Annotated in this window: 11 protein-coding genes and 3 CRISPR repeat arrays (1 of these 14 only partly in view); of the genes, 3 read left to right on the forward strand and 8 right to left on the reverse strand. The window is 69.8% G+C overall.

The window, feature by feature from the left end; genetic code table 11:
- Window positions 1-94 precede the first annotated feature (94 nt).
- Window positions 95-268 carry a hypothetical protein gene (locus AB5J87_RS37110; protein WP_369383161.1) on the reverse strand — a complete coding sequence of 58 codons (174 nt, stop codon included), beginning with the start codon at window positions 266-268 and terminating at the stop codon, window positions 95-97.
- A 575-nt stretch (window positions 269-843) separates the two neighbouring features.
- On the opposite strand from AB5J87_RS37110, the gene AB5J87_RS37115 reads away from it, so the two are divergent.
- Window positions 844-2,622 (forward strand): DUF2637 domain-containing protein, encoded by a 1,779-nt coding sequence (locus tag AB5J87_RS37115; RefSeq protein ID WP_369383162.1) that lies wholly within the window; start codon window positions 844-846, stop codon window positions 2,620-2,622.
- Window positions 2,623-2,725: 103 nt separating this feature from the next.
- A complete protein-coding gene (locus AB5J87_RS37120) occupies window positions 2,726-3,085 on the forward strand; it encodes a hypothetical protein (protein WP_369383163.1) in 360 nt (119 codons plus the stop codon).
- A gap of 452 nt (window positions 3,086-3,537) precedes the next feature.
- Window positions 3,538-3,932: direct repeats of the CRISPR family, unit length 29 nt; unit sequence CTGGTCCCCGCGCAGGCGGGGGTGAACCG.
- Between the two features lie 37 nt (window positions 3,933-3,969).
- On the opposite strand, the gene AB5J87_RS37125 is transcribed toward AB5J87_RS37120, so the two are convergent.
- From AB5J87_RS37125 to AB5J87_RS37135, 3 genes are all read right to left on the reverse strand, one after another.
- Window positions 3,970-5,508: an ISKra4 family transposase gene (locus AB5J87_RS37125; protein WP_369383164.1), complete on the reverse strand. Its 1,539-nt coding sequence runs from the start codon at window positions 5,506-5,508 to the stop codon at window positions 3,970-3,972.
- Between the two features lie 74 nt (window positions 5,509-5,582).
- A complete protein-coding gene (locus AB5J87_RS37130) occupies window positions 5,583-6,110 on the reverse strand; it encodes a hypothetical protein (RefSeq protein ID WP_369383165.1) in 528 nt (175 codons plus the stop codon).
- Between the two features lie 388 nt (window positions 6,111-6,498).
- Window positions 6,499-8,417: direct repeats of the CRISPR family, unit length 29 nt; unit sequence CTGGTCCCCGCGCAGGCGGGGGTGAACCG.
- A gap of 48 nt (window positions 8,418-8,465) precedes the next feature.
- Entirely contained in the window at window positions 8,466-11,126 is a 2,661-nt protein-coding gene (locus tag AB5J87_RS37135; RefSeq protein WP_369383166.1) for an ATP/GTP-binding protein, read from the reverse strand.
- A 225-nt stretch (window positions 11,127-11,351) separates the two neighbouring features.
- On the opposite strand from AB5J87_RS37135, the gene AB5J87_RS37140 reads away from it, so the two are divergent.
- Window positions 11,352-11,687, forward strand: a complete 336-nt coding sequence (locus tag AB5J87_RS37140) for a hypothetical protein (protein WP_369383167.1) — start codon at window positions 11,352-11,354, stop codon at window positions 11,685-11,687.
- Window positions 11,688-11,728: 41 nt separating this feature from the next.
- Here the strand turns inward: AB5J87_RS37140 and AB5J87_RS37145 are convergent, their stop codons facing one another.
- The 4 genes from AB5J87_RS37145 to AB5J87_RS37160 form a co-directional block, all read right to left on the reverse strand.
- On the reverse strand, window positions 11,729-13,561 hold the full coding sequence (locus AB5J87_RS37145) for a zeta toxin family protein (protein WP_369383168.1): 1,833 nt from the start codon (window positions 13,559-13,561) through the stop codon (window positions 11,729-11,731).
- 57 nt (window positions 13,562-13,618) lie between these two features.
- Complete coding sequence (locus tag AB5J87_RS37150; protein ID WP_369383169.1) at window positions 13,619-14,506, reverse strand: helix-turn-helix domain-containing protein; 888 nt, start codon at window positions 14,504-14,506, stop codon at window positions 13,619-13,621.
- Between the two features lie 590 nt (window positions 14,507-15,096).
- Entirely contained in the window at window positions 15,097-15,888 is a 792-nt protein-coding gene (locus AB5J87_RS37155; protein WP_369383170.1) for a hypothetical protein, read from the reverse strand.
- 478 nt (window positions 15,889-16,366) lie between these two features.
- Window positions 16,367-17,524, reverse strand: a complete 1,158-nt coding sequence (locus tag AB5J87_RS37160) for a helix-turn-helix domain-containing protein (RefSeq protein WP_369383171.1) — start codon at window positions 17,522-17,524, stop codon at window positions 16,367-16,369.
- Between the two features lie 1,408 nt (window positions 17,525-18,932).
- A CRISPR array of direct repeats spans window positions 18,933-20,277; the repeat unit is 29 nt; unit sequence CTGGTCCCCGCGCAGGCGGGGGTGAACCG (it continues 1,064 nt past the right edge of the window).

Genomic DNA, 20,277 nt, shown 5'->3' on the forward strand with positions numbered 1-20,277 from the left:
GTACCCGGACGGGTCCGTCGGCTGCTTGATACGTGCCTTGCCCGCCCAGCATGTGAGCCCCCTGCCATGAGTCCCCTGCGATGCTGCGCCGCCGTCATTCGGTATGCAGGACCTGGGCAATGGTCTGCCGTGCTGCCGCACGCGCCGGTATCACGGCCCCCAGTGCGGCGATCGCCACTCCAGCCAGGGCCAGCAGGGTCATCGTCTGGGGGCGCCACACGTCCAGCATCCGGGCGGGGAAGGCGAGATGGGCGCTGTGCTCGGTCATCGGGACCCACGGCAACAGGAAGCCAGCCGTGGACGGTTCACCAGACGCTTCCCACTCGACTTCCCGACCGGGGGCGGGGGGAGACCGGAGTAACGGACGGGCGGGGTGGTGAGGACCCGGGCTTTGGTTCTGGCCGCGATTTCATGAAAGGCCAGTTCACCGGGACGCGTGCCGGATCTGCGATGCGGCCATGGCGTCGTGCGCCGCCTCTGGCGGAGCTCCGCGAGGGGACGGTCGAGGCGGTGCGGGGGATCCCGGTGCCCGATTCTCGGCGCAGGAGCTGACGGTGGAGGCTGTACAAGCAGTTGCCGACGCGTTGCGAGTCGCCGAATCATCACGTGTGACGGGCCGTTGATCAGTGGGCTGGCCAACCGGCCGCCGCTGAGGGCACTCGCCGCCACCACGTCGTGGGATGCGCCGGGCGGAACCGCTCATGGGATTTCACCTTGGCGCAAATGCGACTGGTCTGTCCTGTCCATGGCGCTGCGTGCTGTGGGAGTGTGAATGGAGTTCACGATGTGGATGGTGGTGGGGGAGGGGTATAGGGAGTGGCGGCGGGGGAGGAGCGGCGGGCGGTGGTGTTCGGCCGCGTACATCGGGTCGTGACCACGGTGGTGGTCGCGGGCGCGGTGATCATTGCCGGGATCGGGTTCGCGGGTTCTTACGCGGCGGTGCGGGCCCTCGCCGAGAGACAAGGATTCGGGACTTTTTCCCTGGTCTTCCCGGTCGGCATCGACGCGGGCATCTGTGTGCTCCTCGCGCTCGACCTGCTGCTGACCTGGATCCGGATCCCGTTCCCGCTGCTGCGCCAGACGGCCTGGCTGCTGACGGCCGCCACCATCGCCTTCAACAGTGCGGCCGCCTGGCCCGATGCGCTCGGCGTCGGCATGCACGCCGTCATCCCCGTCCTGTTCGTCGTCGCCGTCGAGGCCGCCCGCCACGCGGTGGGCCGCATCGCCGACATCACCGCCGACAAGCACATGGAGGGCGTCCGCTACGCCCGCTGGCTGCTCTGCCCGGTGCCCACCTTCAAGCTCTGGCGCCGCATGAAGCTGTGGGAACTGCGCTCCTACGAACAGGTCATCAAGCTCGAACAGGACCGCCTCGTCTACCAGGCGCGCCTCCAGGCCCGCTACGGCCGAGCCTGGCGCCGCAAGGCACCCGTCGAGTCGCTGATGCCACTGCGCCTGGCCAAGTTCGGCGTCCCGCTCGCCGACACCGGCCCGGCCGGACTCGCCGCAGCCGGCATCAAGGAGCCACTCCTCCTCCCCGACACCCAGGCCGCAGGCGCGGGTGAGGCGGTGTCCTGGGTGAACGAAAGCCGCGCCAATGCCGGGGCGGAGGGCGCCGGGCAGAACCGAGCGTCACCGCCGGCGGCCCAGCCCGCCCCGATACCTGTGCCGCCCGGCCAAGTCCGGGCGGTGGGCGGGCGGTCGACCGATGCCGACGCACCGTTCCCTGCCGGGTTTCCGGCCAACCTGTCGGCCGCACCAGAAGCTGTCCGGCCGCGCTGCACCCCCGCACGCGTCACAGGTCCCGACGAACCGCTGTCCGCCCAGCAACTGCAACCCCTGCTCCAAGCCGACCAGCACCGCTCCCCACCACATCCCCAGGCGGTCTTCGGCCCACAGCCTCTGGGCGACTGCGTCGCAGGCCATCACGCCGATGTCTGCGACGGCGATGAGCACAAGGAGGAACACCCCTCCTCACCCGATGCAGCCGGCCACGCCGCAGACACCGGGGCAGACGCAGCGCGCATCGCCGGACGCGCCTCGACGCATGCCGGCAGACGCAGTGCGGCGTCGGCCGGTCACGCGGCCGAGGTGCGCGAAGGAGACACCGGCGAACCGTCACGGCCGGCGGATCCTGCACTGCCGGCGGCTGTGGGGGCTGGTGCCCGGGGCGCGGCCAGGCAGCGTGGACGGCGGGTCAACGCCCGCCTCGAAAGACCGCCTTCGCCCCCGGGCGGGCATGGGAGAGACGGCCTGACTGCCTCTGACCGCTACTACCTTGCCTGGAGGGACTACCAGGAGGAACACGGCGCTGAGCCCAGCGACGGGCAGCTGTCGGCCCACCTGGCCGCGCAGGGACTGCTGGGGCGCGGCGGCAGGCCCGTCAGCCCGGCCAACCTGCGCCGCCACTTCGTGCGCTGGCGCATCTACACCCTCTGGGCCCAGCACCGGGCACACACCGGCACGCCCGCGCCCGCAGAGGTGGCGCGCGCATGCGGCCGGCTCGGCATCACCGCCCAGTACGGCAAGCCAGTCACCCCTGAGCTCGTCGCCGGGCAGCGCGAGGACTTCGAACGCCGCTGGCACACCCTCACCCACCACCCCACCCCGGACACGCCGTAAAGCCACGCCCGGACGCAGGAGGAACCATGCGCGCCCTGCGCACCCCGGCACCACCCTCACCGAGCTCGACCTGCCGCAGACGGGCGCGTTGTCCCTGATCCGGATGCAGGTCGGGTCCCCCGACGCCGTTGACCAGGCGGTGTACCACCGCCGGGCGGTACTGCACCTGCACGGCAGCGGCCGCGCCATGGGCCTTGCACGCAACTGGGCCGGCTGGGCGCTGGCGAGTGCCTGGCGGGGCCTGGCCCTGTACCCGCTGGCCGGCACCCTCGTGATCACCGGCCGCACCACCGACGGGCACATCACCGCACTCGACGACGACCTGACGCAACACGTACACGCCGTCGTGGACACCGTGCAGGAGACGCTCACGCAATGGCGTCAACGGCCCCCGCACTCTGGTGAGGCTGCCATCGGTGAACTCCTCGCCTGCGCAGCCCGCGACGTGGCCCCCCGCCGATAAGCACCGGACCTGCACCGACCGCCGGCCGCGAAGTCCGTGGCAGCGTGGCATTCGGCAGCTGGGACGGACGCAGCCCCTCATCTCGTTGACTGACGGTGGCTGACGTGTCGGCGAATTGCCCCACCCGCCTGCGGGCACCGGCCAGACTCGTACCCGGTTCGCGGATTCCAGCATGCCCTGTTGGGACGAGCACCTGCGCCTGCGTGAACTCGTGAGGGAACGGGGACCGGGCTCCTCCGTGTCCGTGGACGGGTTTCCTTCGGGCGGAGAATGCCTTCTTCGCCATGCCTGACGCATGAAGTCTGCTGATGCATCCTGCCGCGGAGGCCGGTGGTGCGCGTCTAGAATGCCGAAATCTCGACACCAGAAGAGGGAGCGAGGACTCCATGGTCATGCTCAGCAGGACGGGTCAAGAAACCGCAAAGCCGCTTTAACGTAGCAGCTCAGGAAGTCTGGTCCCCGCGCAGGCGGGGGTGAACCGGAGCTGATCTACGCCGGGCCCGGCATGGTCAACTGGTCCCCGCGCAGGCGGGGGTGAACCGACCTCGGTCGCACGGTCGAGTCCGGCCTGGTTCTGGTCCCCGCGCAGGCGGGGGTGAACCGCCGACTGCGGCTGCGTAACTGCGCTGCCAGGCCTGGTCCCCGCGCAGGCGGGGGTGAACCGAGAAACAGGCGGCGGCGCTGCGCATAGTCGCGCTGGTCCCCGCGCAGGCGGGGGTGAACCGAGGTGTGCCTGTTTTCGTCGTGCGGCTGAGGCCTGGTCCCCGCGCAGGCGGGGGTGAACCGCGGCCCCACAGGCTGTCCGACAGGACAGCACGCTGGTCCCCGCGCAGGCGGGGGTGAACCGGCGTTGGGTGCGGATCCTTTGAAGTGATGGGTCGGGATCAGGCAGTGAGGCTGTAGTTCTGTTGGCCGGGGCTGGGGTAGAGGCGTCGGTGTTCGCGGGTGGCGTGGAAGGTCCAGTAGTCCTCGAAGTCGCCGTTCGTAATCAATGCGCGGAGTTGGAGGATGGCTTCGGCGCCGTCGAGTCCCCAGCGGGCGCCGGTGATGTCGAGGCGGTCGGCGATCAGGTGGCGGCAGGCCCCTTCGATGGCGCCGGTGGCGATGGGCCAGCCGTTGTTCAGGGCGGTGTCGTAGTGGAGTTGGTCGAGGTGTCCGGTGAGGTAGCGGTGGCAGGTGGCGACCTGCTCGCGGCGGGCGGCGGGAAGTTGTTCGGATGCGGCCTGGGCGGTCATCTCGGCGGCGGCGCGGTCGGCGTGTCCAGCGAGGACCGCGGTGAGTTTGTCCGCGGCCCAGGTTTCGGCTTCACGACTGCCGGGCGGGTGGAAGGCGTGCGCGGCCGTCCAGCAGTATTCGGCGACGTGAACGAAGTCGAGCAGGATGTGAATGGATGTGCCGCGGCGGGCGGCTTCGTCGTGGATCAGGTCAAGTTGGTGGCGGGCGCCGTCGACGAGCACGATCCAGTCCCGTAAATGCTGGGGGTCGCGGGAGGCGGCCTGGGCGAAGGCGTCGGCGACGACCTGCTCCGGGGGACGGATCACCGAGGCGGTGCACCACTTGTGCTGAGCTTTCGGGCCCGGCCGCACCGGCCGGGTTTCGCTGCGGCCGCCGGGCGGATGAATGATGTCGTGCGGCCGACGCGGGGCAGGAACGGTGTCGAAGACGCAGGCCACCGTAGCCATCCGTTTGCGGTTGGGCTTCTCGCCGGGGGCGAGCCGCCCGCGCCGCCCGGCCGCCGCACTCTTGGCCGCGGCCTTGCGGGTGGCCTCGCGCAGCGCCTCGGGCCGCATCACGACTCCCTTCCCATCGACCTGGATGACCAGGGGCATCTCGCGGGTGCACGGGGTGGGGATCTTCGCCGCGTAGTAGGCGGTGATGTCGACGGCGGAGGCGACCACCAGTTCTTCGAGGCGGCGCTTGCCCAAGACCTTCCCGCAGCGTCGCTCGATCGCGGCGGCGGCCTGGTCGAAGGAGCCTCTCACCGCTTCCAGGACCGCGAGGCGGGCCAGGCCGCGGGAGTGTCGGCCGGCGGGCAGCGACAATGCCGCGTCCGCCGGGTGCACGTTGGCAACCCCTCGGCCGCGATGAGCGATCCGGGTCACGTGCACCGTTCCGAACAGGCAGGTCAGCAGGCGATGGTGGCCGCTTTCCCACCAGGGCCTGGGCTGTCCTTCCGGTCCCGTGACCACCGTTTTTCGTCCGTGCGTCCGCAGGGTGTCCTCCTCCTTCCTGGCACGCTCATCGAGGTGGTCCTGCATCAGCTGCCGCAGCAGCTCTCGCCCCAGCCGTTCGAGCTGCACTTCGAGTTCGTCATGCGCCAGGTCCGCCGCCGGGCCGCCGGCCAGCGTCGAGATGAGGCATTCGAAGGCATTGCGGGAGGCGAGGTAGGGATCAGGCTCAGGTAAGGCGTCGTAGAGTTCCATGCGGGGCTCTTCTTCGGCTCTTCTTGTGATTCGTTTGGTTGGCACCTACGAATCTACGGAGAAGAGCCCCTTGGTCACCGGGAGTTGGACCGGTCCCGGCCCGGACCCCGCCGGGCCAGGGTGAACCGTCCCGGACTGTCCTCGTCCAGCCATCCCCGCTCCACCAGCCGCTTCAGCTTCGACCGCGTGGTCTCGATCTTCCCGGTCGTCGTCGGCAGGCCGATCCGCGGCACGATCTGCTTGGCCTGGACCGGCCCTGGCGCATCGGCGATGACCTCGACGATGTCCCGGTACACATCCGGCAACACCGCCACGACCAGACCCTCCCGCCACGGCGGCACCACCATCGCCCCGACCCCATGAGGCATCGACGATTCCTTTGCCTCCGGCGTATCCCCCGCCGCAACGTTCCCTTCGGCCTCCGCGGCCGACAGCTCCGCCAGCACCTGCGCGACGGTCTCCCGCGTGATCTCCAGCCGCGACAGATCCTCCCGAGCCCTCTCCAGCCGGAGGGCCAACTCCGCAGCCTCAGCCTGGAGTTCCTCCACTCGACGCCGAGCCGCGGCCTCCCGCGCCTGAAGCTCCTCCGGCAAAGACACCATGGCACCGCACCTCCACCCTGCCACGGTAGAAGCACAGCGGCGCGGCCACACACCGATCAGCGTCTTCCCAGCTCAGCCATCCCCCAAGAGGATCCGCACCCTTCCAGCATGCCCTGTTGGGACGAGCACCTGCGCCTGCGTGAACTCGTCAGGGAACGGGGACCGGGCTCCTCCGTCTCCGCGGACGGGTTTCCTTCGGGCGGAGAATGCCTTCTTCGCCATGCCTGATGCATGAAGTCTGCTGATGCATCCTGCCGCGGAGGCCGGTGGTGCGCGTCTAGAATGCCGAAATCTCGACACCAGAAGAAGGAGCGAGGACTCCATGGTCATGCTCGGCAGGACGGGTCAAGAAACCGCAAAGCCGCTTTAACGTAGCAGCTCAGGAAGTCTGGTCCCCGCGCAGGCGGGGGTGAACCGTTTCCATTCCGTCGTTGGGGTGCTCGAACGCTCTGGTCCCCGCGCAGGCGGGGGTGAACCGAGACCGCCACCCGCCACCAGCTCCTGGCCGCCCTGGTCCCCGCGCAGGCGGGGGTGAACCGGCGCTCCGCGCCGGGGTCATCGCCGCGGGCGGCTGGTCCCCGCGCAGGCGGGGGTGAACCGGAGCCGAGCTCAGCGCACGACCCCCTGCGTACCTGGTCCCCGCGCAGGCGGGGGTGAACCGGCGCTCCGCGCCGGGGTCATCGCCGCGGGCGGCTGGTCCCCGCGCAGGCGGGGGTGAACCGGAGCCGAGCTCAGCGCACGACCCCCTGCGTACCTGGTCCCCGCGCAGGCGGGGGTGAACCGGTGATGGGTGCTGCGGTATCCGGAGCCCTGGACTGGTCCCCGCGCAGGCGGGGGTGAACCGACGGCTGGCATAGCGATCTGGAACGCGATCAACTGGTCCCCGCGCAGGCGGGGGTGAACCGCCGAGGCCGAACGCGACAGGCTCCGCGACGCCCTGGTCCCCGCGCAGGCGGGGGTGAACCGAACGGGGGCGTCGGTGACGGTCCGCATGTGGGCTGGTCCCCGCGCAGGCGGGGGTGAACCGCCCCTGCGAAGATGCTGACGCCGCGGCCCACGCTGGTCCCCGCGCAGGCGGGGGTGAACCGCGCTCAACCGAGCCGAGATCTGCACACTCATGCTGGTCCCCGCGCAGGCGGGGGTGAACCGATGCCCTGCCCGAGCCCGCCGCGCCCCTCACCCTGGTCCCCGCGCAGGCGGGGGTGAACCGCTCCGGCGCTCCAGCGCTGACGAGCTGTTGCACTGGTCCCCGCGCAGGCGGGGGTGAACCGAAGCCCTGGACCTTGTACCGCGCCGTTATTAACTGGTCCCCGCGCAGGCGGGGGTGAACCGATGAGCGTCTTCCTGGTCGACGCCTCCAAGGGCTGGTCCCCGCGCAGGCGGGGGTGAACCGAGGCCGTTCGACGCGCTGGTGACCGAGCTGACCTGGTCCCCGCGCAGGCGGGGGTGAACCGAACGCGTCCGTCGCCACCTCCGGCGTGGTTGGCTGGTCCCCGCGCAGGCGGGGGTGAACCGACCGGCTCTGTGGTGCTGGACGGCGCCAGCGGCTGGTCCCCGCGCAGGCGGGGGTGAACCGTGGATGCGGGGCAAAGCCTTGGACGCGGCGTTCTGGTCCCCGCGCAGGCGGGGGTGAACCGGGGACCGGCGGCCCGAAGCAGCTCACCGAGCACTGGTCCCCGCGCAGGCGGGGGTGAACCGGACAGCAGGGTCGTGGCGAGTTCGCCCGCGGTCTGGTCCCCGCGCAGGCGGGGGTGAACCGCAGGCGAAGCCCTACGGGTCGCCGACACCATCCTGGTCCCCGCGCAGGCGGGGGTGAACCGTACCCGCAGCTCCAGGTCCACCCGGAGCAGCTCTGGTCCCCGCGCAGGCGGGGGTGAACCATCGCGGCCCAGTTGGATCGCCGCGCCGCGCTCCTGGTCCCCGCGCAGGCGGGGGTGAACCGGCCGGCCGCATCGTCCGCCTCTTCGATCCGGACTGGTCCCCGCGCAGGCGGGGGTGAACCGATGCAGGCCGCCCGGGAACGGGCCCGGAGCAGTTGGTCCCCGCGCAGGCGGGGGTGAACCGGCCCGGGTGAAGGGCGCGGACACCGTCGGAGACTGGTCCCCGCGCAGGCGGGGGTGAACCGCGACGGGGCGCGCCTCACGACCTCCCCAGGCCCTGGTCCCCGCGCAGGCGGGGGTGAACCGTGGATGGGCGGCGGTATCGCGGCGATGCTGCTCTGGTCCCCGCGCAGGCGGGGGTGAACCTGAACGGAAGGCGGCCCGGGCCCGCGGGAGTCCTGGTCCCCGCGCAGGCGGGGGCGGCGATGAGTGGGTTGGGTGGTGGGTGGTTGCCGAGCTGGGGCTGTGCTGGCTGTCATGGTGTGAGGTTGAGGTGGGCGCGTCGGGTGGTGATGTGGTGTTGCCAGCGTTGGTGGGGGGTGTGCGGGCTGTTGATCCAGTGTGTGGTGCTGTATGTGGGTGCGGGGCTTTGGCTCATGAAGTGGGCGATGTCTGCGAAGTACTGGTAGTTGCCGTTGTGTATGAGCTGTTGTATCCGGGTTACGGCTGCGCTGTATTGGTTGTGGTTGTGGAGGAGGGTGTGGTGGAAGGCGAGTGCGACTTCGAGAGTGGCGCGTGAGGTGATGAGGCCGGCGTTGTCGATTTCGGTGCGTAGGAGGCGGGCGCGGTCGTCGATGTCCTGGTCGGTGCCGGCGTCGCGGGCGAGTGTGGCGATCTCGATGGTGAGCTGTGTGGCGCGCAGGTCGAGGTGGTCCACGAGGTGTTGGGCGAGCTGGAGTTCGTCGTCTGCCTGGTTGGGGTCGAGGAAGGCCAGGGCGAGGGCTCGCATGGCTTGGCAGGTGGCTGCTTCGCCGGCCACGTTGTGGTCTTCGGCTTCCTGGCGTGCGGCTTGGAAGGCTTCGCTGGCTCGTTGCATGTCCCCGTGGGCCCACCATACGTCGCCCGCTATTCGGTGGTGTCGTCCTTCCCATCCCAGACTCTGTGCTATTTCCAGGGTGGCGGGGAAGTCGCCGGCGAGGCGGGAGAGGTGCGCCAGGCCGCGGCGGGCGGCAGGCGCCAGGCGGCCACCGCCGGAGGCGATGCGTTGCATGCCGCGTCGGGATTCCTGGGTATGTCCGAGATCGCGGTGGGCCTTGGCGAGGTAGTAGATCGCCGCCTCTTCCAGGTCATCGGGCAGGCGGTGGGATCTGATGACGGCGGTCAGGCGTTCCACCGTGTGGGTGCGGTGTTCGTGCTGGCGCCGTGCCAGTGCGTGCAGGGTTTCAGCCAGCATGTCCGCGGCCGTAGGCGTGTTTGGTGCGGGCGGCGTGGACGGGGGCCCAGCGGGGGTGAGGGGTTCCCACCCGGCGTCGGCGACATATGCCCAGGCAGCTTCCGTGAGCCAGCCGAGTGCGAGGCTGAATTCGCGGGCCAGGGAGAGCCCTTGGCGGAGGCAGGCGATGAGCAGGGACCGGTCGCGGGACCGATCGAGGGTCCACTGCTCGCCGAGCGCGTCGAATGTGTGCTGTGCGGCCTGTTTCCAGTCGTCGGGTGTCCAGCGGTCGTCGCTCTGGTCGTCTGCGTGACGGATGGTGGAGCGGATGAGGGCGTGCAGGTGGAAGGGCCAGCGGGCGGCGGTGTTTTCGCGGATGAATGGCCGTTCGGTCAGGCGGGCGGCGGCTGCCTGGTGGCGCAGGCCGGCGGCTTTTGCTGCGAGTGGAATGTCGAATGCGTCAAGGAGGCTTACCGTGCGCAGGACGTGGCGTTCGTCGGGCGTGAGGCCGTGAAGGGTGCGGGTGATGAGTGCGGGAAAGTCGACGGTGAAGTCGGAGGGTTGCGGTTCGCGGCCGGTGCGGTGGATTTCCAGGAACCGCATGACGGCGATATCGAGAAAGAGCGGCAGGCCCTGTGAGCGGTCGGCGATGACGCGTCGCACGGTTGAGCTGATGAGGGGCTGTCCGTTATCGGAGAGCCGGTGGGTGAGGTAGTCGTGGCAGTCTTCATGACTGAAATCACCGATCAGCACCTGGCGTTGATGGTTGCCCCGGATGCTGGACAGCGGGCCATAAACGGGATCAGGTGATGCGAGGTCTGGCCATGCTGTGGGGCCGGTCCAGTCGAGTTGGCCCTGGAGGCGGTCGTCTGCCCATTGGAGTCGGTTTCGTCCGGTGATGACGAAGAAGGCGTTGGGCAGGAGCCATACCAGCCGTTGGATGAGGCGTTCGGTTTCGCGGTGGGTTCGGTCGCCGATTTCCTCGAAGGTGTCGAGCAGGATGACCGGCAGGGCGCGCTGCTTGGGCGGCAGGTGGGCGAGTTCCCAGGCGAGCAGGTGAGGATAGTAGGACAGTGCGTCCCAGTCGCAGTCGGCCTGGAGGATGTCGGCGAGGCGGGAGCAGGCGGCGAGTGCGCGGACGGTCTGGCGGCGTTCGCGCAGTGCCTTGACGAGTGCACCCGAGAGCTGGCCGGCGGCGGAGCCTACTGTTCCTGGCAGCAGCAGGGCTTGTGCGACATCGCTGAGCGCGGACTGTATCTGCTGGGGGAGTGCTTTTCCGAATCGCGTCGTGAGCTTGTTGCGCCGTAAGTAGTCTTCCAGCGGCTCGCCCGGGTGAGCATGTTCCCAGTAGCGGCGCAGAGCCAGGTCGAAGGCGGGGAGGGGGCGGCCGAGGGATGCGAGGGCAAGCCTGATCGTCAGGATGACGCGTTCGAAATCGGTACCGCTGGAGCGGGCGAGATTGATGCGTACGGGCACGATACGGAGCGTGGGCCAGGGCGGCTCACCCCATTGAGGGGGGCGTTGTGTGGAGTTGAGGAGAGAGGCTTCTATTTTGCGTGAGAGGGTGGTTTTCCCGATACCGCCCACGCCGTGGAAGACGAGGATGTTGCGGCGGGGGGCTTCGATGTCTTCGGCGTCGAAGTGCGGGTCGCCGATGCGCTGAAGGTGCTGTGTCAGGGCCATGGTCAGTTCGTGCCACTGGGCTTGGCGGTTGGTGAAGGCTTCATTGGCGTCCCAGTGCGCGTGGTTGGCGCTGAACAGCATGCGCAGATCCCGACCCGCCACGACATCCCCCCGGGTGATCCGTGGCATCCAATCTATGCCCGGTGGTGGCCCGGCGCGCAAGGGTGCCTCACCGGGAGGGAGGCATGTGGGCGTTTCCCGGACAGTCCCCCCGGGAGGGGGATCCGCTGTTGGACGGCCTTGTGGGCGGCTGCAGTCGGCCGGAGAATGACGGGCTCACGGAGACTAATCGAGGTGGTCTGTGCCATGTCCGACCCGACGGCCGAGGGCCCGTCCGGTGAGCCCGTGCCGATGACTCCCGCGGCAGGAGAGACGGGCTATGAGGCGGAGGGTGCGGCGGATCCGGTCTTGGCGGTCTTTGCCTGGTACAGCCGGGAAATTGACCGGGAATGGAAGGCTGCAGTGCCCGATCAGGCACGGCTGGACGCGCTGCAGTCGGCTCAGCAGGCGTGTCTGGCGGATCTGAATGCGCTGGGTACGGCGTGGTCGGAGGAGGCAGAGCGGATCGCGGCCCGTTACCGGGTGCGCTTTGCGGAGCTGGAAGGAAAGGAGACGCCCTTTGCTGACGGTCCGGACGGCTGAGAAACGAAGCCTCTTGCCGCACTTGGCCGACGCGGTAGCCGCTAGTGCACCGCGCCTCGGGGGGCCGGCAGTGACAGCAGGGCCAGGGGAGCTGGTGCGTATACGAGCTGGCGGGGCTGGAACTGGTCGGGAAGCAGGGGGCTGGCGAGTTTCGCGATCTGTTCAACTTCGACACGGTACTGCGGCAGGGCGGTGCGCAGCACCTGCTGGATGCGGATGAACCGGCGTGCCTCGGCCTGGGTGTAGGGGCGGTTTCGTTCGGCTGTCAAAACCGCGGCGAAGCGCGCGGATCCTTGTGCCCATGAGCTGTTGGCCATGCGGACCGTGTGGCGCAGTGACTCGAGGTCACGCCGCATGATGATGACGGAGTTCACCGCCGGGTGGGTTTCCATGGCTTGAACGATTTCTGTGATGGCGTGATAGCAGCGGTCGTGCCCGCTGGCGGACGTGAAGCGGCCCGGCACTCCGTGGCGTTGTGCTTGGGCATACCGGTGGGCGGCGCCCTGGCGGCTGTCGGCTTCCCGTACGGCCAGGAGCACGATCTCGATGCGGTAGTCGGCTTCCTGGGCGGCTTGGGCGCTGGACCAGAATTCCTGTGCGCTGCCTGGTGCGCACTCGATGAGCATGTCGGCGCGGTGGGAGCGCAGGAGGCTTTCGGCGTTGGCGTGCCAGGCCCGGTAGTCCTGGCGGATGCGGGCTCCGGCCGTGCGAGGGTCCTCGGTGAGGAGCTGCAGGTAGTCGGGGTGGAACATTTTAAAGCGGTCGCCGGCGAGGCGGATGGGGCTGCGGGTGATAGTGGCGCGCTGGACGAGGTCGGCGGCGAAGGTCTTGCCGGCGCCGGGCTGGGCCATGACGTATGTGACGACGGGGTGAGCCTGCGCAGTGACGCTGTTGAGGAGCAGCGGGACAATGCGTTCTTCCCAGATGCGTGTGTGTTCTTTTCGCGACAGGCGGTGATAGTCGGGGGCGGTGCGGGGTGAGGGGAGCTGCTCGAGACGGCGCAGGGGGTGTGCCAGGGCGGAGGCCCGCTGGATCCCTCCGGTGACGGCGTGGCGCCGTTCGTCCGGCATCAGTCCGGGCTGGGCTTGCTGTTCGGTCAGCGATACCTCGTTGCGGAAGTGGTGTGTTTCCGCCGCGCTCCAGGGGCGTGACCGTTCCTGGATGACTGCCCGGGCGGCGTTCGGGGGGTGGTGCCAGGAGCCGTTGGCCAGGGTGTTGGTGTAGAGGGATTCGTGGCCCCGCCGGAAGACGGTGACGCGGTCGGCCAGGTATTCGGCCTCGATGACCGCGAGAGTGTCGATCAGGGCGGTGCTGCAGGTGTCGTGGTTGTCCGGTGAGACGTAGCGGCCGCCGCCCGTGGTGTGGACTTCGCTGGCGTAGCGATGGGTGATGCCGAGCTGGCTGAGTGCTTCCGGCGTGGCGAGCACGGCGACCTCGATCCTGTAGCCCGCTGCGCGGTAGGCGCCGGCTGCTCCCCGGAATCCTTGCGGGTCCTCGAGGGCTGCTTCCACGACTGCGTCCAGGCGCCGCTGACGCACGTGCTGTTCGACGTCGTCCCTCCAGCGGCGGGTGTCGGGGCGTACCTTCAGTCCGGCGGTCCGGTCGTCTTCGGCGAGCAGCAGTCGGTAGGCGGGGTGGAAGGTCTTGTAGGCGTCGCTGCCGATCCGGACAGCGCCTCCGCGGTGCCGCAGGGCCGTGTGGATCATGTCGGCGAGGGCGGTCTTTCCGCTGCCGGGCTGTCCTGAGACGTAGACCACGAGGGGGTGGTCCTGTCTGGCCATGTTCGTTATGAGGGTGGGCAGGATGAGCGTGGCGAGGATGGCCTGGTGCTGGGCGGGCGACAGCACGAGGGGAGTGGTGTCCCGGTCTTTCAACAGACCCCCTGGCACGTGAACCGGTGGTGGGCGGTGGCGGGTTGGTGTTCTGGCCGGCTAGCGGGAGGTCTGGATGAGGAGGGCGATGAGCTGGGTGATGACGAGGATGAGCAGGGTGGTGTAGGTCAGGGCCGTCCTGCGGACGGGGTCGAGGCGGAGGCGGGCGAAACGGGACACAGGTCTCTCCTGGCGGGCGAGAAGGCGGGCAATCTTGATACGGGTGTTTGTCTGGTGCCACAGGTCCCAGTGGGTGCTGGGGCAGCTGCACGCGTTCAGGAAGGCGTGCAGGACTTCGGTGCTGGGCAGCCGGTGTCCTTGCAGGACAGCGTGGAGGGTGGACCGGGCCACGGGTACCTGGGCCTGGCGCATGGAGCGCACGAGATCGCGCAGGGACTTGCCGCTGTGTGTCCACATGTGCTGCATGAGGGCGGTGAAGTGGTCGGCGGTGGTGCACAGGTTGAGGGCGGTGGTGTAGGGGTTGGTGGAAGGAGCCGAGGGATCTCTGCCGTGTGCCTGGGCCAGGGAGTAGGCGTGGCTCACAAGGGCCGCCAACTGGTCACCTTCATCATGGGGTGGCTGTGCGGGGGGTGGTCCTGCCTCTGACGGTGTCCCCGCATGGGGGTGTGAAGGCGCCACGCTGTCTGCGAACGATGAGTGGCTGCCCGGGCGGGGGCGGGGAATGCGGGCCTGGACGGGAGTGACCGCCGCACGCCGGCGCGGGGCGGCCGTGGCGTTGCTGGCGGTCTGCCACAGGCGGTGCAGGTGGGCGATCTGTTCGTCGCTCGCGCCGCAGTTGGCGGCGTAGGTCTTGATGAGTTCCCAGCGGGGGAGGGTCCTGCCCGAGGTGGCCTGGGACAGGCTGGAGATGGAGTAGGAGGTGAGCTCGGCGAGCTGGCGAACGGTCAGTCCGGCTTCATCGCGCAGCCGGCGCAGCTCCGTGATCACTGCGGTGGTTGACGGATCTGTTGGGATGACCGGGTTGGTCGGTCGTCCTGGCGGGCGGCGCCGGTCGTCGCTCATGACACCACCCGCGGGGTGTCCCTGTGTGCGCAGGCGATGGCGGCGCTGAGACACTCAGGCGCAGGCCAGGCGGGCAGTTGGGCGGGCAAGGGCTGGGTTGCGGTGAGACGGGTGTGGGCGAGGGCGGGGCAGCAACGCATGGCGATCCGTTCGGCTGGTGCAAGGAATCCGGTAGGTACGGGCACGTGCCGCACAAGGCGGCTGTCCGTTGAGGTGTTGACCTGGGCGCTGATGGTCCGGAAAGCGGCGGGCGCATGTTGCGACGCATGCATCCCGTCCCGGAGTCGTTAAAGCTGTGGATCAGTGTGGGGCAGCTTGAGAGTGGTTGCGGCCCGATTGGAAGAGCACGGGCGGGACTGCAGGAACTGTGAACAACTCATGGGCCGTGGCCTGGGAACGTGCAGCGGCTGCAGCCAGCGGGGCGGGTGCGTTGCGTGCTCTGTGCAGCCTGCGTACGGCGAACAACCAGGGCCGTCGACACGACGGGACCTTCAGATCGCCTGCCCGAGGCCGCTTCACTGGCTGTAAAGGATGTGCATCAGCAGGCAGCGCCGCCCCGGTGGCGCGGGGAGCGCGGGGTGGCTGGGCTCGGGGTGAGCTGCGGGGCAGTCGGCCACCGTGATGGTGAGCTGGCCGCAGACGATTCGCTGAGGGGCGCTGCCGGGCTCGGCGGGCGGCACCGCGGCGACGCAGGGGCGGGCGGGGAGTGGCAGCGCTGTCCGGCTGGGGTGCGGGCGGGGTGCGGGCGCGAGGCTCGCGCGGGGGCCGCTGCGGTCTGCGGCGTGCGGCTCGCCGCGGCCGTCCAGATCTGGAGGGAGCAGACCGGCACTCAACACAGGTGTGGGGGGAGGGACGTTCGGTGAATTCGGGCAGGCGCGAAGCAGGAGCAGCACGGTGACGGCGATGAGCAGCACCGCCGGCGCAACGGGAACCCACGCCGCGGAAGGGCTGGTCACCGATGCGGTGCTCGGAACGGTGATACAGGGCGGCGATGCTGGAGCCAGAGGGCTGGTGAGCTCGTCGTGATGACGCTTCCACCACGCGGGGTTCCCGAGATCGGCGGGGTCGAGGCAGATCTGCTCGCGTTGGGCGTGCTGGAGACACAGATTGATGATCTTGCCGATCCGGCTCCAGTCCTCCAGGGCGCTCTGGTTCTTCAGCCACCGGCCGACCGTGGTGGGGTCACAGCCGATCCCGGCGGCTATGCGCTTGCGGTCCAGGCTGGCCTGACGGATCAGGTCATCCACCTCATGCTGGAACAGTGCCCACCGGTCGGCGGGGGCTGGCGCCTCGCCCTTGTCTGTCACGCCTGGGCCTTTCGCGTTGTTTCTGGACGTTGTAAAAGTCAGCGGGGAGCTTCGACCGGGGGCCGGCAGCGTGACGCAGCCCGCCGGCCGTCGAGTATGAGGCGGTGCTGCGGGGCCGAGGCGACGCACTGGCGGTGCGCGGACGGGAGCGGGCGTCGAACAACACGTACTGGCACGGTGCGCTGCAGGGCGCGGCAGCCCGGCATCACCTGCCCACCAGGCTGTTTGGTTGTACGCAGTTGTTTCGTTGTTCGGTACCTGTCCCGTGGTGGTCCGGAACAACCAGGTGCACCGTTCAATGGGAGAAGGCCGATGTGGAGTCCGGTGACCTGGGCGCGCTCGGTGAGGAGGCTCCTCATGCGACGGGGAGCCTCCTGCATTTGCCGGCATGGGCCCGCCGCATCCCGGGCGTGCACCTCGTGTGCCTGCGCGGGGTGCACGGGCCCGCCGGCCCCTGACTCTCGGATGGTCTGTGTCCTCACCCGAATGCCTCCGCGCTGAGGAACATCGCCTGCGGACCGAGATCACGCGGCGGGCGTACGGATGACGGCGCCCGCTCGTGGGCCCGCTCCCACAGCGGGCGCAAGTCATCAGGCCGGCCGCGCAGCGTGGTGATGAAGCAGCGGGCCTTCTCCCAGTCGGGCAACCCCCGGCCCCCCAGCAGAACGTCGATGTCCGCAGCAGTGAGCCGCTGCCCGCTCGCCGCGCGCAGGTGCTCGAGGGGAGGGCGCGCCGCCGCCAGGTACAGGCCACGCAGAGCGGCTTGGAGCGCGCTGAGCGCCTGGAGGGGATCGGTGCCCGCAGCCGGAGACAGGCCGCGAGCAGCTTCCCACAGAGCGCGCAGGTTCGCCGGGTCGCCACCGCAGACCAGCACGATCTGACGCGTCACCCGCCAGGTCGGGCGGCTGGAACCGGCAAGAACCCGGGTGACATAGGAGCGGGTGGCCCCGACCCGGCGGGCAACCTCACCGTGGGTCAGCCCGCTGTCTGCGCACACCAGTGCCAATGCCGACGCCAGCCGGGACACCGGCGTGCTCTCGTGGCGGGCAGCGAGAGGCACGGGCACCGAACGGACCGCAGAGGGCTGGCCCGTGGCGCCCTGCGCGGCACGCAGCGCGAGGTCGTTGGCGCGTTGCGCGAACAGACGCTCCAGCGCGCTGCGACTGAACTGGACCCGGGCGGTAGCCGTGCCGCAGCGAGCCGCGTCGGCAATCTCCTGCCAGGTGGCGCCCGAGCAGATCCGGGCCTGCCACACGGCCGCCGCCCGGTAGCACTCCAAGGCCCGCTCCAGGCCCCGCACGAGCTCGAACTGTTCCGCGAGAGGGGCGTGCGCCTGCTGCGCCTGCAGGAGACGAACCCCCCATGCCGACACCGCCTGCGCCGCGGGCACGGTGCCCATGCCCTGCGGCAGTGCAGCCAAGACGGTGGCGGCGCGTCCCCGGTACGCGCGACCGCACGCGGCAGAGCAGTAGCGCGCAGGCCGCCCCGGGCCCGCCTGCTGTGGCAGCCCCTGGCCGCACTGCGCGCAACGCCTCACCGCATCCCGCTTCATCGCTCTGCCCCTCCTCGTCACGACGCGTGGATTAATTCCTTCAAGACGCTTGATATGCAGCACCACAGCAACCGAAATCAGCATCCCGTCACCCACCGCCCCGCACCGGGTCACATCCGGGGCAACGGCCTGAGTACGGCGGATGAGCGGGGCAGACGCCTCGCAGTCGAGCGGGGCGCGTCAGCTCCGCATGCGGTGGCGTGCCGCGCAGGACACCGGTAACCCCGCGTCGCATCGCGTTCCTGCCGACCTGACAGGCATGTTCGCGGCTGCTACCGTTTTTTGTCAGGCCCCCTCATGTGCTGCTTTGGTCGCAGAGGAGGATGATGCGACTCCTGCCCGCCTTGTGAGCGCGCGTACGAGAGCCGTTCAACACCCCTGTAAGCGTGAGGGTGTTGATGCATGAGCGGAACGCTACATCTTCTGCCCGGGTCAGCGCCATCTGTGACAGATGCATAATCGCCAGCCCCGTGCGCCCCCCTTGCACCGAGCCTGCCGGGCTCCCCGCGCGCAGCCGATTTCGCTCCTGCAAGCGGTCACAAAGTGACACGAACAATCAGAACAATGACCGCTCCACGAGGTGAGACCAGGCCCGCCCCGGGCTGCGGAGTGCTCGCTGGTACAGCGGGGTGCTCGTTCTGTGCACTGCCCGGCGCCGGCCAGTGGCAACAGAAGAACTCGCACGGCGCAGGCATCCGCGAACGAATCGCCCCGCACGACTGCCAGGCATCCAAGCCGACGGCCCCACCGGCCGCCGGGCTCGCACGCCCGGAGCATGCGCAGCCGCCCAGGCCGACCGCTCCACCGCGCACCAGTCATGCCCGGACGGGCAGGGGAGTGCCGCACTCAGGGCTGGAACATCCAGGCGGGCTGCAGGCACTACGGGAGCGGCCCGCCTCCCACCAACCGGTCTCCGTACGCGCCTCGGTCACATTGGCGCTGCACACGGCAGAGCAAGCGCAGGCAGTACAGCGGCCGGTGCTGGAGCCGCGGCACCGAAGAGATGCAGAGATGCCGCCGCACGGCCCCTGGCCAGATGACGCCTGCGGGCCCCCGCGCGGCTGCCCGATCGTCAGCCGCAGCGCGACTGCTCGGCGGCGTCCTGAAGAGGTGACGCCGCCGCCTCGCATCATGCTGTCCGCTCCTCCCGCGGCGGCTCCGGTCACTGCCTGGCCCGCAGGAGCCGGGCCGCTGGAAGGAGCCGCCCCCCCGTCAGCAGCACCGGAGGCAAACGCCTCCGTCTATGCAGGCCAGCGGATGCTCACGGCGATGTTCAGCAGGTGGACAGTTCCTGGAGTGGTGCAGCCTCGAACCGCTGCAGTGCTTACCTGCCTTGCCTTGGCCGGAGGTGGAGGGCGGTCGAATTCTTAAGACGGTCCGTCTAAAATATGGACGTCTTGGCGCGCTCGATGGTCATCAGGGGGATCGGATCGTGGCACCTGGAATGTATCAAGAAGTTGCAAAGCCCTGATGACGCTGCAGCTCAGGAAGCCTGGTCCCCGCGCAGGCGGGGGTGAACCGTCGGGCTCGACGGCGGCCGGGACACCGACGAACTGGTCCCCGCGCAGGCGGGGGTGAACCGCAGGGGCGCCAGACCCCGATGGGTGTCGCGTGCTGGTCCCCGCGCAGGCGGGGGTGAACCGGACGGCTCCGACGCCGGGTTCTGCCTCCCGGACTGGTCCCCGCGCAGGCGGGGGTGAACCGCCCACCGTATCGAGCTGGAGGCCGCCGGAGCCCTGGTCCCCGCGCAGGCGGGGGTGAACCGGTGACCGCGAACAGCCGGATTTTCCTGATGTGCTGGTCCCCGCGCAGGCGGGGGTGAACCGGCGACCACGAGCGCCGAGACAATCAGGAAGACCTGGTCCCCGCGCAGGCGGGGGTGAACCGGAGGTGCGGATCCTGTGCTTCTTCTCGTAGTTCTGGTCCCCGCGCAGGCGGGGGTGAACCGCCCAACGGGGTTGTGCACTTCCGCACACGCCCCTGGTCCCCGCGCAGGCGGGGGTGAACCTGCCCCTTTCGATCGGCGTCTCCGGCGCGAATCCTGGTCCCCGCGCAGGCGGGGGTGAACCGCAGTTCGACCTCCTCGGCTACCACCACGCGGTCTGGTCCCCGCGCAGGCGGGGGTGAACCGGACCGCAACTCCGGCCTGCTTGACGGCACCCTCTGGTCCCCGCGCAGGCGGGGGTGAACCGGCACGACTTCCCCGGCTCCCGGTGGTGGCAAACTGGTCCCCGCGCAGGCGGGGGTGAACCGTCGTCCTTCGCGGTCCGGCGATGCGGCACGTCCTGGTCCCCGCGCAGGCGGGGGTGAACCGCCCCCGACGGGCTTCACCTGCAACCTCTGCGGCTGGTCCCCGCGCAGGCGGGGGTGAACCGTTGGGCGGATGCGCCGGCAGGCACCCCTACCGCTGGTCCCCGCGCAGGCGGGGGTGAACCGGGCAACGGCGACCTCCAGCAGGAGGCCCTGGACTGGTCCCCGCGCAGGCGGGGGTGAACCGGGCACCCGCGCGGGCGAGCCCACTCCAGACCGCTGGTCCCCGCGCAGGCGGGGGTGAACCGCCCACGCCGACAGCGGCGGGCCGGTGCCGCTGCTGGTCCCCGCGCAGGCGGGGGTGAACCGCCGCACTGGTGGCCCCAGGCCGCTTGGGCGGCCTGGTCCCCGCGCAGGCGGGGGTGAACCGTGACGTGAGTCACCAACATGCCGGCCTTCATGCTGGTCCCCGCGCAGGCGGGGGTGAACCGATCAGCGCGGACATGAACTGGGCGGTCAAGAACTGGTCCCCGCGCAGGCGGGGGTGAACCGAACCTTCCCTCTCAGGGCACGGAAAACTTGGCCTG

The organism is Streptomyces sp. cg36, from assembly GCF_041080675.1.
Taxonomy (GTDB): Bacteria; Actinomycetota; Actinomycetes; order Streptomycetales; family Streptomycetaceae; genus Streptomyces.

Coding starts and splice junctions, on each gene's coding strand:
- AB5J87_RS37110 (WP_369383161.1), bottom strand. CDS start 268: ATGACCGAGCACAGCGCCCATCTCGCCTTCCCCGCCCGGATGCTGGAC.
- AB5J87_RS37120 (WP_369383163.1), top strand. CDS start 2,726: ATGCAGGTCGGGTCCCCCGACGCCGTTGACCAGGCGGTGTACCACCGC.
- AB5J87_RS37125 (WP_369383164.1), bottom strand. CDS start 5,508: ATGGAACTCTACGACGCCTTACCTGAGCCTGATCCCTACCTCGCCTCC.
- AB5J87_RS37130 (WP_369383165.1), bottom strand. CDS start 6,110: ATGGTGTCTTTGCCGGAGGAGCTTCAGGCGCGGGAGGCCGCGGCTCGG.
- AB5J87_RS37135 (WP_369383166.1), bottom strand. CDS start 11,126: ATGCTGTTCAGCGCCAACCACGCGCACTGGGACGCCAATGAAGCCTTC.
- AB5J87_RS37140 (WP_369383167.1), top strand. CDS start 11,352: ATGTCCGACCCGACGGCCGAGGGCCCGTCCGGTGAGCCCGTGCCGATG.
- AB5J87_RS37160 (WP_369383171.1), bottom strand. CDS start 17,524: ATGCTGATTTCGGTTGCTGTGGTGCTGCATATCAAGCGTCTTGAAGGA.